A 12,890-nucleotide genomic window follows, 5' to 3' on the forward strand; every position below is an offset into this window, starting at 1 on the left:
TCAAGTAATCTCTTTACGGTGAATCATGAATTACTCAGGTAACGCTTCGAGTTTTTCCTGACACTCCAGCCACTGGACTTCTATTATTTCCAATTGTTTTTTGTTCTCTGCCTGCGCCATCAGCACTTTTTGTAAAGTAGCTTTTTGATCAACGTTGTAAATATCACTATCAGCCAGCTGACTTTCTAATAAATTTTTCTCAGTCTCCAGCTTTGCTAATTGTGTTTCCAGACTGGCTAACACTTTAACCAAAGGCCGCCGCTCGTTGAGCCTGGCCTGGCGGTCAGCTTTTTGTTGATGATAACTGTTTTGCTTGGGAGTAGATGGGCTCTCACTGGCAACGGATGTTTGACCTTGCGTTTGTAAGTGTTGCTTGTAATCTTCGAGGTCACCATCAAATACTTCCGCTTTGCCATCGGCCACCAGCAAGAACTTTTCGCAACAGGTTGCCAGCAAAGTACGATCATGAGAGACCATCACCATTCCGCCTTCATACGCCTGCAGTGCCAACGATAATGCGTGCCGCATTTCTATATCCAGGTGATTGGTGGGCTCATCCAGCAAAATCAGGTTAGGCCGCTTCCAGATCAGCATGGCTAATGCCAGCCTGGATTTCTCCCCTCCTGAAAACGGACCGCAGGCGGTTTTGGCCATTTCCCCGCGAAAATCAAAACTGCCGAGAAAATCCAGCAACTCCTGTTCGCGCGCTGTCGCGTCCAGCCGTTGCAAATGTTGCAATGGCGAGTCGGTTGCAACCAGTTGCTCCAACTGATGCTGGGCAAAATAACCGATGCGCAAATCCTTGCCTTCAATGCGCTCACCGGACAACAAAGTCTCCGACTGTGCCAGCGTTTTAATCAACGTCGATTTACCGGCTCCGTTTTTACCTAACAATCCTATGCGCTCACCTGGGCGGATCGCCAGATGTGCGAAACTGACCAGCACTTTGTCGTTATAGCCCAGTTTGGCTTGGTTTAAAACCAGCAACGGGTCAGGGGCAGACCCCAGTTCCCTGAAACCAAAGCTAAATGGCGAATCAACATGCGCGGCACTGATGCGCTCCATGCGTTCAAGTGCTTTTATACGGCTTTGCGCCTGTCTGGCCTTGGTCGCTTGCGCGCGGAAACGGTCAATATACTTTTGCAAGTGCGCAACCTGTTGTTGCTGCTTGTGGTAACTGGCCTGCTGCAATGCCAGCTTTTCAGCCCGTTGCCGTTCAAAATCGCTGTAGCCACCACGGTATAAATCCAACCTGCGCTGCTCAATATGCAAAATATGATTGACTGTATTATCAAGAAATTCACGATCATGCGAGATCAATAACAAAGTTCCCTGATAAGCATTAAGCCAGCTTTCCAGCCAAATCACTGCCTCAATATCCAGGTGATTGGTGGGCTCATCCAGCAGCAGCAAATCAGAACGGCACATAAGGGCACGTGCCAGATTCAAGCGCATGCGCCAGCCACCGGAGAAATCACTCACAGCCTGTGATAACTGTGCTTGGGAAAAGCCTAGGCCGGCTAATAAAGTGCTTGCTCTTGATTCAGCACTGTAACCATCGATATCGGCAAGGCGTTGATGCCATTCGGCTACCAACAATGGATCAGCATTATCATGGTCATCAGCAGAATGTGCTTTTGCCAGATGTGCCTGCAATGTACGCAATTCTTCATCACCATCCAGCGCATAGTCCAGTGCGGATTGTGACAGTGCAGGGGTTTCCTGGGCAACATGCGCGATCACCCAATGTGCAGGAATCAACAAATCGCCTGCATCAGCGACCAGTTCACCGCGAAGCAGCGCAAATAAAGTAGATTTACCAGCGCCATTGGCACCTGTTAAACCAACCCGATGGCCGGGATGCAATTGAAAACTGGCATCTTCAACCAGTGCTTTACCGGCTCTTGAAAAAGTCAGTTGCTTAAACTGAATCACTGCTGACCACTTTCACTTAACCTGATGCGTATTGTGTGACTTTTCATTTCCTTGACCTGACCCTGAACTAACGCGCGATAATCGCCCAACCGCGCTTAAACCTTAAAATACTGATCCCGCGACGGGCCAGAACCCTGCAAATTCGGCATTTTAAACGATTCGCCTGCATCAGACTGCATAATTCTCCCTTTACGCCACCATCCGCTGCAGTGCTGCAACTGTTTTCGAGTAAAATAGTCAGTTGATAAACCCCTGCATTCAAGACCCGCCTCTGCTCATGCCCCTGCAAAAAATTAAACGCTGGCTACTCACTCTGCTTATTGTCATATTGGTAGTCCTGGCAGGCATGATCGCGGTGATCCAGTTTTATGTTTTCCCCCATATTGATGATTATAAAGAACGCATTGCGCAGAAACTAAGCCAATCGATGAAGCAGGAAGTCACGATTGCGCACATAGGCATTCGCTGGCGTGGCTTGGCGCCACAGGTATCGCTTGGGGATGTCACCATATTCGACACGCAAAAGCGCCCTGCCCTTGAACTTTCACGAATCACCACCCGCTTGTCCTGGAGCAGCCTGGTGCTGTTGTCACCTTCCCTCATCAGCCTGCGCATTGATGCGCCTAACCTGATTATCCGGCGCACCGCCGACGGGGAGCTTTTCCTGGCAGGGATTTCCATGTCAGGCAAGGGCGACCCGGCATTTTCCAACTGGTTGCTGGAACAAAGGCGTATCAAGATCACCCACGCCACGGTGACCTGGGTAGATGAACAGCGCCAGGCACCGCCTTTGCTGCTGGAAGACCTGAATATAGAAATACTGACGCCGGTCTGGCAGCGCCTGCTAAACCGGCATACGGTGCATATGGATAGCCTGGTTTCTAACGGCACTAAACAACGTATTACGCTGGATTCTGTGCTGGTCGGTGATGACGTGACAAAGCCTGAGGCATGGCACGGCGAAATATCTCTGCGCTTGCCGCAAATCGACTTGGCGGCCTGGAGCCCTTGGCTGGACTTGCCGTTAAAAGTGCATACAGGACAAGGCAGCATGACCTCGACACTGGCCTTTAAAGCGATGCAACTGCAACGTATGGCCGCACAAATCAATTTAAAGTCAGTTTCCGTTACCCCGCCCAATACAACAGAAACTTTTCTGGCCGATAGCATGAGTGGTGAGTTCCGCTGGCAGCGGGTAGAGCAACGCCACATGATCTATCTGAAACACATTTCTGCCGACATCCAGACCGGTCTGAAGCTTGATGATGCGAATGGCGAGTTGCAATGGGACGCCCATGGTCATGAAGGCGTGCTGACCGTGAAAAAAGTCACACTTGAGCAGGGAGCGTTATTTGCAAAATGGCTGGATTCGCAATCTGAAGCCGCTAACTATCTTGAACAAATCGCCCCTGCTTTTAATGCTGGTCAAATCAAGCTACGCTGGCTTTATCAGCAGGATAAATGGCAAGACTATGCGGTTGAAGCTAACCTGAATGCCGTGCATACCAAAGCTTATGAACAGTTGCCGGGCCTGAAGAATTGGTCAGGGCGATTATCGCTGCATCCGAATGCTGGCAGCATTGACCTCGACACGCAGAATGCCAGTATCGACTTAGCAAAAATTCTACGTTGGCCGGTACCGATTGACCGTTTGCAGGGCAACATCGAGTGGGACAACAACGGCAAGAAACTATTAATCAGCACTCACAATCTGCAACTTTCAAACCCGCACATCGCCGTTCGCACCAACCTGGAATATCAACTCGGTGCTGCCGGGGGTGACACTATTCAATTGCAAAGCCAGATTGAGCGTGGTGATGCCAAACACGCGCCATTCTATTACCCGCTTATTCTTGGTGAATCTACGCTGCATTGGCTGGATACCTCGATTCTCTCCGGACAGATCCGCCGTGGTGAAGTACTGATCAAAGGTCGCATGAAAGACTTTCCGTTTGTGAATGCAGCGCACCAGGCAGACCCCGCACTGGGAATATTCAAAGTCACCGCCCAGGTAGATCATGCCAGCCTAGAATACGGTACTGGCTGGCCTTTGGTCCAGAACGTAGATGCCTGGCTTAAGTTTGAAGGCAAGCGTATGGATATCTCGGTGAAAAACGGCACTACGGTAGGCCAGCACATCACACAGGCGCACGTTGAGATTCCACAACTTGATGCTGATTGGCCCATGCTCAATGTGAAGGCAACAGTAGTTGGCAGTGTCGAGCAAGGGGTTAAATTTGTGAACAACAGCCCTGTACGAGAGGTAACGATGGGCTTTACCGACTACCTGAAAGCCAACGGTGATGCCGAGTTGAAACTGGCCTTACAAATCCCCTTGAACGATGTGGATGCCAGCCGGTTTCAAGGGGATTATGCGATTAAAAATGGTCGCATCGCGGCAAATGCTCAAATCGCATTACCGGAGATGAACAACATCAACGGCCACCTGAAGTTTACTGAAAAAGGCCTGCAGGCACAGGCTGTACAATTGTCGATGTTTGATAACCCGGCAACCATCAGCCTGAACACTCAAAGTGATAAGTCAGTGATTATCCAAGGCAGCGGGCGCATCACCGATGTTGCGCTCAAAAAAATGGATAGCAACTTACTGACTAAAGCGTTACATGGCACTACAGATTGGAAAAGTAATATCCTGATCCAACCACCTAACAATGTCCGCCTGGATATCCGCTCGCAGTTGATTGGCATGGCGGTTGATTTACCCGAGCCGATGAAAAAAACGGTTGAAACACCGGCCAATTTAACCATCCGCTTACGTCAGGAAAACAACCAGCCTGATAAAATTGCCATTCATTATAACGACTGGTTGCATGCCAACTTCCTGCGTACTACCAGCGGCTCGGAATCGCAAATCAGTGCTGGCGAAATTTCGGTTAATACGCCACCGCGTATGCCATCCACCGATGGTATCAACCTGCGTGCGGATTTCGAGAAACTGGATGTCGATGAGTGGCTGGCTTACACCAACCAGGGCTCTGGTTCAAACACTGACGTTGCTCGAACTGCAGATATCCCGCTCAACCGTATTGAACTCAATGCCGGCACATTGCATGTGTTTGATCGCAACCTGCACCAGATCAAACTGAATGTCACCCCTGACCAGGACCGGCTGAAAATGAAGATCCAGAGCCAGGAACTGGCTGGTGATGTAGACTGGATATCCGTCAAACCGAATAACAAGTTGATCGCAAAATTAAGTTATTTAAAAGTGCCGAGGAGTATGGATACAGATGAAACAACTACGGCAACCACTGAGGTGCGTCGCCTGAACATGACCTATCCCGAAGTGGAAATTTCAGCACAGGATTTCCAGTTTGGCGACAAACAGCTGGGCAGCCTGGATATCAAGGCCTTTAACAGCGGTGAAAACTGGGTAATCCAGAAAATGAATCTTAATAGCCCTGATAGCCAGCTTACCGCTGATGGCACCTGGCGTAACTCCGTACGCAACCCGCAAACGTCACTTAAATTCAATTTGACTTCAAACAACCTGGGCAAAACCTTGCAACGCTTCCAGCCTAGCGGTGAAATGGTCAAAGGTGGCACCGGCAATATGGCCGGACAAGTTGGCTGGCCTGGTAGCCCGCATCAATTTGCCGTTGAGCGCCTGGATGGTAATTTCAGTATGCAACTTGAAAAAGGCCAAATCCTTAAAGTGCAGCCAGGGGTGGGCCGGTTGCTTGGGTTGTTAAGCTTGCAAAGTTTGCCGCGCCGGTTAACGCTGGATTTCCGTGATTTATTCAGCCAGGGCTTTGCGTTTGACAAGATCACCTCTACCGCCAACATCCGCGATGGCATTTTGCGCAGTGATGACTTGTTTATGACCGGACCGGCTGCCGAAGCCAGACTGAAAGGTGAAACCAATTTAAAAACCGAAACCCAGCGTCTTAAAGTCAAAGTGACTCCGCATATCACAGACTCAGTCTCCCTGGCTGCACTGGCAGCGGGTCCGATTGTCGGTGTTGCAGCATTTGTCGCGCAAAAACTGTTGAAAGACCCACTCAACAAAATCAGCGCCAGTGAATATATGATTACGGGAACCTGGGATAATCCACAAGAGGTTGAAATTGATAAAACAGCGCCAACTAAGACGCCTGTTCAACCCTTGAAAAATGCTCAGTGATGTCAAACTGACTTAGATTCTAAATTTATTTAGTACCAACGGAAAAGATGCCATGGCAGACAATAAAACTAAAAAACTGAAATCCGCAGCTAAAGACGATATCATCAAGGTCGCCGCCATCCAGATGGCATCCAGCCCTAGTGTGGCCGCAAATCTGGTAGAGGCCAAGCGATTGATTGAGATGGCCGTCGAACAAGGCGCAAGGCTGGTGGTGTTGCCCGAATACTTTTGCATCATGGGCCTGAAAGATACAGACAAAGTGGCTATCAGCGAGAAACAGAATGACGGGCCTATCCAGCACTTTCTAAGTAAAACTGCCAAAGCTTTCAAGATATGGATTGTTGCCGGGTCGGTACCCATGCAAAGCAATCAGCCAAAGAAAATCCGCAACAGCTGCCTGGTGTATAACGAAAAAGGTGATCAGGTTGCCCGTTATGACAAGATCCACCTGTTTGGCCTGGACATGGGCACCGAGCACTACCACGAAGAAAACACGATAGAGCCTGGCGATAGCGTGGTTGCAATTGACACGCCTTTTGGGCGCATAGGCTTGGCAATTTGTTATGACCTGCGCTTCCCTGAATTATTCCGCGCCATGGGTGAAGTCGATATGATTGTTCTGCCATCAGCGTTTACAGAAACCACCGGCAAAGCCCACTGGGAAACGCTGGTGCGTGCCCGCGCCATTGAAAATATCTGCTATGTGGTCGCCTCTGCCCAGGGCGGTTACCACCTCTCAGGCCGTGAAACCCATGGTAACAGCATGATAGTCGACCCCTGGGGCGTAGTGCTGGACAGACTACCACGTGGATCAGGGATTGTAATTGCCAACATCAACCGCAATTATATTAAGAACCTGCGTCAGAGCCTGCCGGCTTTGAAACACAAAACAATTACCGCTATTTCATGAAAATGCTGAGCCGCGCTACGGCACTCTTTTCATCAAATTTATTCCAACCATTAGTCTTAACCAGCCGAACGACTCTTTATTAAGTTGACCCATATGCAAACGCTACTCACCACTGCGAACGATACGCTACTCCGCCCGGCCGGGCTGGACCAGGAAGCTTTAAGCAAAGTCTTGTCTGGCATGATGACGCACAATATTGACTATGCCGATTTATATTTTCAGTACAGCCGCAGTGAGTCGTGGGGGCTGGAAGAAGGACAGGTTAAATCCGGCAGCTTCAATATTGACCAGGGTGTAGGCGTACGAGCAGTGAGTGGGGAAAAAACCGCGTTTGCCTATTCCGATGATATTCACCTGGATGCCTTGCAAGAGGCGGCCAATGCCACGCGTGCGATTGCTAATCTGGGCCAGGAAAAAACCGGCCATAGCATACTCACCCGTAGCCACGCCCCACTCTACCTACCGCAAGACCCGATTGCCAGCCTGAGCGCCGATGCCAAGGTCAAGTTACTGGAAAAACTCGAGCGATACGCAAAAGCGCAAGACCCACGCGTGACGCAAGTAATGGCCTCGATCGCTGCCGAATATGAAGTGGTGATGGTAGCCCGCAGTGATGGCGTGATGGCTGGCGATGTTCGCCCGCTAGTGCGCCTCTCGCTGCAAGTGATTGCCGAACACAATGGCCGTCGCGAACAAGGTAGCAGTGGTGGCGGTGGCCGGTTTGATTACAGCTTCTTTACCGATGAGGTATTGCAGGATTACGCACAAAAAGCCGTACACCAGGCATTGGTGAATCTCGATGCACGCCCTGCCCCGGCCGGCAGTATGACCGTGGTATTAGGCAGTGGCTGGCCAGGCATCCTGCTGCACGAAGCGATTGGCCACGGTCTTGAAGGCGACTTCAACCGTAAAGGCAGCTCTGCTTTTTCTAACATGATAGGCCAGCAGGTAGCTGCCAAAGGCATCACCATTGTCGATGATGGCACTATTGCCAATCGCCGGGGTTCATTAACTATGGACGATGAAGGTAATGCACCCCAAAACACCGTGCTGATTGAAGATGGCATCCTGCGGGGTTATATCCAGGATACGCTGAATGCCCGCCTGATGGGCATGGGATTGACCGGCAATGCGCGCCGCGAAAGCTATGCGCATATCCCCATGCCACGCATGACCAATACTTATATGCTGAATGGCGATAAAGACCCGCAAGAGATTATCAAGTCAGTAAAAAAAGGCCTTTATGCAGCTAACTTTGGCGGCGGCCAGGTAGATATCACCAGCGGTAAATTTGTATTTAGCGCAGCTGAAGCCTACATGATTGAAGATGGCAAAATCACTTACCCGGTCAAAGGCGCTACCTTAATTGGCAACGGCCCTGATGTGCTGACCAAAGTCAGCATGATTGGTAACGATATGGCATTGGATAGCGGCGTAGGTACCTGCGGTAAAGAAGGCCAGAGCGTACCGGTGGGTGTCGGTCAACCTACATTGAAGATTGATGGTTTAACCGTGGGTGGAACATCCGCTTAGGCCTCAATGCAAGCGCAACCAATTGCAGCCGTGATGATTCATGTATCCTCGGTTCCGGAGGCTTTGAACTGGTATCAGCAATTATTTCCTAATGCTCAGCGGCAGCGCCTGGCAGCAGACAATTTTAAATACCTGTCTCTCGATGGCATCTCACTGGAATTCGTCCACGCTGATGAGAAAGTGTCTTCGGGACCTGCCGGCTCTGTCGTTTATTGGTTAGTTCCAAAACTTAACCTAGCCTTGGCACATGCCCAAATTATCGGCGCCAAGCTCTATCGTGGCCCGTTGCACATTGAAAATGGTTATGCCATTTGCCAGCTTCAAGATCCATGGGGAAATTGCATTGGCTTGCGTGGGCTGGCTTCTGATTAACAAAAAATGATTTAATGCGCTTTGCCAGCCAACGCTTTAAAACCAAACCACGCGATGTAAACATAGCAGATCACTGGCAAGATAAATGCATGATGCAGCCCCATACGATCAGCCAGTAAGCCGGTCAACAAGGGCACAATCGCCCCTCCAAGAATCGCAGTTGCCAGCAATCCAGAACCTTTCTTTTCCTGCCCGGCTTTAAGGTCTTTGATCCCCAGGGTAAAAATCGTGGGAAACATAATAGAGTTACACAAACCAACCAGCACCATACTGCCTATTGCCAATGTGCCTGAAGCCTGCATCGAGATAATAATCAGGATCACTGCCAGCAAGGCGTGGGTCATCAGCACTCTGGCTGGCGCAAACGCTTTCAGAGTGAATATGCCGAGAAAGCGCCCTACCATCGCGCCACCCCAATAGAAAGCGACTAATGGCGCAGCTTGCGTTTCTGTGACCTGGCTGATGTCCATCACGTAATTGACCAGGAAACTGCCAATCGCCACTTCAGCCCCCACGTAAGCAAATATCCCTATTACGCCAAGTAACAAGCTTTTTTCTTTGATGACCTCAATCCAGCGGCTTTCATCGGCTTGGGTGGTTTCCAGGCCGGTAAGATTGATGCGCGAAAGCACCACAGCGATGATGATCAACACAGAAGCAATAAAGAAATAAGGATAGACAACCCCTTCAGCATGCGTCGAGTTTTTAAGTGCGGACAGGATGAAATAGGCCCCAAATAACGGGGCAATAAAAGTGCCCAGTGAGTTAAAGGCCTGCGCCATGGTCAGGCGCGAAGAAGCCGTTTCTTTCGGCCCAATAACAGACACACAAGGGTTTGCGGCTACCTGCAACAACACAATGCCGGATGCCAGCACAAACAAGGCACCTAGAAATAGTGGATAGGTATGTAATATCACTGCCGGGTAAAACAGCAAGCACCCCACTGCCGCCAGCGCAAAACCGATCACCATGCCTTTCTGGTAGCCAACACGTTCAATCAGCTTGCTAAATGGTATAGAAGTCAGCCCGTAAGCGCCAAAGAAACAGAACTGAACCAATGCCGCCTGGCTATAGCTGAGGGAAAAAATGGCTTTCAGGTATGGCACCAGAATATCGTTCAGACAAGTAATAAACCCCATCATGAAAAACAGGATGGTGAGTGACGTCAGGGCCTTTTTATACATGGATTTCCTTTAATTGCGGGTGCGCATGCACTACATCATAAATAGCCGGGCTTGAAAAGGAAATATTCCAAAATAAAGCTGCGAACTCCCCATCAAATTCAGAGTCTGCTCATTTAACGGCTTGACGGCAAGTGTTACATTTTTATAAGATGATTCACATGAGGTCACAAGCCTCGCACTTTTATTTCACTCTAGATCAAGGAGATATGATGGCCACCAGCAAAAGTACCGAAAACGGCAGCAAAAAACCCGCCGCCAAAAAAGAAGTGACGACAAAAACAGCGGCTTCCAAGCCCGCCGCCAAAAAGACTGCCAGCAAGACCACGAGCACTAGCAAGAAAACCCGTTCACCTGCGATAGTTACCAGCGCCAAGCGCTTGCAGATGATTGAAGAAGCCGCATACTATATTGCCGAAAAACATGGTTTCCATGGCCCTAGTACTGACCATTGGCTTGCAGCAGAAAAACAGATCGATAGCAAACTGAACGCTTAAGGCGTTTTAGCCAGGCCCAGTACTCAAGTTAGTGCTGGTCGATAAAAGGATACATCGGTGCCGAAGTGAATTGTATGTCGGCACCGCTATGCTGTGCGTAGCGTAAAAACCCCAATACTTCAGGATGACTCAAGCGCAAGCCATAAGCGATATAGGGATATTCTGATAATGGCACCTGTTTCTGGAAAAAAGGCCAATGTGCGCTTGGATTATAAAAGCGCTCTACCAGACTGGTGATCGCCAGCAACTCGTATTGTCCCCATGCATTCAGCACCAGCCAGGGGCCACCCGAATCGCCAACTGTAGGCATGGGAATTGTGTGGTCGTATTGATCGCTGTCATTCAGGCGATTTACCGCCAGCAGTGCTTTTTCGGCATGTACCAACTCCTGCGTGTAAGCGAACTGTGTCTGCGCCTGCAAATGCAGCATTTCGTCCATTTCGCGGTAGGCCCTGGGCAGTACCTGAAAAAAGTCTGACAGGTCAGGCAAGGGTTTGCGTTCGCCACATCGGGGATGCCTTGTATCAGCCTCGCCGTATCCTCGGCCATAACCGCAAATCATGATGCTCTCTGGCAAACGATCATCCAGGCGGATGCGCAGAGCTTGTATTGGGCTTTTGATATTAGCCTCAAACACCAGCACTGCAATGTCCTGGGTTAAATCCTCAGCCACGGCTGCAAATGGCCGATAGAATGCTTGCTGCAGCCGGATATCCTCAATACCGAGCAATTCCGGTTGGACGATGGATAATACAGGCAGCCCTTTGGGGCCATTCAATTGCACTTCTTTCAGGCAATGGGCTGCCGTGATCAGTGTCAGGGGTTTGCGTCCAACAATGACTCCGCTACAGAGGGAATCGTAATATTCCCATTTTTCTACGGACTGCAAAAAATGAGCATGCTTGATACTCAGTTTCACGGTGGAAATCGCCATACCGGGAAACGTCAATCCATGAATCAGCGCCTGGGAAGAATGGCCTAGGGTTAACCCGACGCTCGCCACCATCACTGGCATGATACGCCTGAGCAGCAGTAATGCCGATTGCCACATGTAGCTTAAGCCCTTAGATCTCAGGGCAAACTTCTGGTCGCATTATTCTTTAATTCAATCGGGCCAAAGCAGGCCTCTAACGATGGGTTATCATCGTCACAGGAAATGAAACTGTAGCCATCCGGCTGGAAAAGCACATAGCTGGTTTGCTCGGTGTTGATTTCGGAAGTCTGGCGGGTGCAGTCCAGTCCTTTATTGCTTAAGGTCACACGGTGAGTAAGTTTGAAGAATCCCTGCACGTCCGGTTGTGGGGTTATTTCATAGCGGGCTTCGAGCTGCTCATCGCCACTGGTAAACACCGCTGTGCCATCTTCTTTAAACCAGTAAGATTCCAGGCAACCGGTCTCGGGAATTTTTGACTCCCAGTAACCGACCAGGGGGTGTTTTAGGGAACGCGCGTCTGCTTCAGCCGCGAGTGCTGCATCGATAGAGAGCACCGTCCAGCTCAACAGACACATAACAATGATTCGCTTATAGCTGACCTGCTGATGACGCATTGCAACCCTCCTCAAGATGAGATGATGTAAAGCTGTCAGCGATTGTCAGTGAAAAAAATCATAACCAATAGTGAATCATTCCCAAGATTAAGATAAACATTTCCCTAAACATTCACAAACCAACACTCATGAATAACAAAAACCCCAGGCAAGCCTGGGGTTTTCTTTTTAACTCTGGGTAAGCGTTACGATTATTTCATCACACGGTTACGGTACTCACCAGTGCGGGTATCGATTTCGATTTTGTCACCCTGGCTTACGAACAGTGGCACTGGAATTTCAAAACCGGAAGCAATTTTTGCAGGCTTCATCACTTTACCGGAAGTATCGCCTTTTACCGCTGGCTCTGTGTAAGTGATTTCGCGCACGACTGTGGTTGGCAATTCGATAGAAATCGCTTTACCTTCATAGAAACGCACCTCACATGGCATACCGTCTTCCAGGTATGGCAATGCATCTTCCATAAACTCAGCATCTACATCGTATTGGTTGTATTCGGCATCCATGAATACATAGGTTGGGTCAGCAAAGTAAGAAAAAGTCACTTCTTTCTTTTCCAGTACGATCACGTCAAACTTGTCCTGTGCCGCATAAACGTTCTCGCTAGGCGCTTCAGTCAACAAGTTTTTCATCTTCATTTTGACCACTGCTGAGTTACGGCCGGATTTGTTATATTCGGCTTTCACAACTACCATAGGATCATTACCAATCATGATCACGTTGCCTACGCGTAAGTCCTGAGCGATTTTCATACAATGCCTTTAATTGAA

10 protein-coding genes are annotated in these 12,890 nt (G+C 49.5%); 5 read left to right on the top strand and 5 right to left on the bottom strand.

Translation table 11 applies throughout. The features are described 5' to 3' along the window. Positions 1-30: 30 nt before the first annotated feature. The gene (locus ASG34_RS08370) at positions 31-1,935 is read right to left on the bottom strand and encodes an ATP-binding cassette domain-containing protein (RefSeq protein ID WP_055829405.1); all 1,905 of its coding nucleotides are present in this window, start codon (positions 1,933-1,935) and stop codon (positions 31-33) included. A 277-nt stretch (positions 1,936-2,212) separates the two neighbouring features. Here ASG34_RS08370 and ASG34_RS08375 point away from each other — a divergent pair, with 277 nt between their 5' ends. The 4 genes from ASG34_RS08375 to ASG34_RS08390 all read left to right on the top strand — a co-directional run bounded on the left by ASG34_RS08375 (position 2,213) and on the right by ASG34_RS08390 (position 8,894). Further along, a complete protein-coding gene (locus ASG34_RS08375) occupies positions 2,213-6,079 on the top strand; it encodes a YhdP family protein (protein WP_055829409.1) in 3,867 nt (1,288 codons plus the stop codon). Between the two features lie 52 nt (positions 6,080-6,131). Continuing rightward, positions 6,132-6,989 carry a carbon-nitrogen hydrolase family protein gene (locus ASG34_RS08380; RefSeq protein ID WP_055829412.1) on the top strand — a complete coding sequence of 286 codons (858 nt, stop codon included), beginning with the start codon at positions 6,132-6,134 and terminating at the stop codon, positions 6,987-6,989. A gap of 93 nt (positions 6,990-7,082) precedes the next feature. After that, positions 7,083-8,522 (top strand): metalloprotease TldD, encoded by a 1,440-nt coding sequence (gene tldD, locus ASG34_RS08385; RefSeq protein WP_055829415.1) that lies wholly within the window; start codon positions 7,083-7,085, stop codon positions 8,520-8,522. Positions 8,523-8,528: 6 nt separating this feature from the next. Beyond that, positions 8,529-8,894 (top strand): glyoxalase/bleomycin resistance/dioxygenase family protein, encoded by a 366-nt coding sequence (locus tag ASG34_RS08390; RefSeq protein ID WP_055829417.1) that lies wholly within the window; start codon positions 8,529-8,531, stop codon positions 8,892-8,894. 11 nt (positions 8,895-8,905) lie between these two features. Here the strand turns inward: ASG34_RS08390 and ASG34_RS08395 are convergent, their stop codons facing one another. Then, positions 8,906-10,078: a sugar MFS transporter gene (locus ASG34_RS08395; RefSeq protein WP_055829420.1), complete on the bottom strand. Its 1,173-nt coding sequence runs from the start codon at positions 10,076-10,078 to the stop codon at positions 8,906-8,908. Positions 10,079-10,284: 206 nt separating this feature from the next. Here ASG34_RS08395 and ASG34_RS08400 point away from each other — a divergent pair, with 206 nt between their 5' ends. Next, positions 10,285-10,572: a DUF2934 domain-containing protein gene (locus ASG34_RS08400; protein ID WP_235559718.1), complete on the top strand. Its 288-nt coding sequence runs from the start codon at positions 10,285-10,287 to the stop codon at positions 10,570-10,572. 28 nt (positions 10,573-10,600) lie between these two features. Here ASG34_RS08400 and ASG34_RS08405 read toward each other — a convergent pair whose 3' ends face one another. The 3 genes from ASG34_RS08405 to efp all read right to left on the bottom strand — a co-directional run bounded on the left by ASG34_RS08405 (position 10,601) and on the right by efp (position 12,872). After that, positions 10,601-11,623 (bottom strand): trypsin-like serine protease, encoded by a 1,023-nt coding sequence (locus ASG34_RS08405; protein WP_235559720.1) that lies wholly within the window; start codon positions 11,621-11,623, stop codon positions 10,601-10,603. Positions 11,624-11,643: 20 nt separating this feature from the next. Then, a complete protein-coding gene (locus ASG34_RS08410; RefSeq protein WP_055829427.1) occupies positions 11,644-12,120 on the bottom strand; it encodes a hypothetical protein in 477 nt (158 codons plus the stop codon). 191 nt (positions 12,121-12,311) lie between these two features. After that, on the bottom strand, positions 12,312-12,872 hold the full coding sequence (efp, locus tag ASG34_RS08415) for an elongation factor P (protein WP_055829430.1): 561 nt from the start codon (positions 12,870-12,872) through the stop codon (positions 12,312-12,314). Positions 12,873-12,890 lie beyond the last annotated feature (18 nt).

Source organism: Methylophilus sp. Leaf416, from assembly GCF_001424665.1.
In the GTDB taxonomy this organism is placed as follows: Bacteria; Pseudomonadota; Gammaproteobacteria; order Burkholderiales; family Methylophilaceae; genus Methylophilus.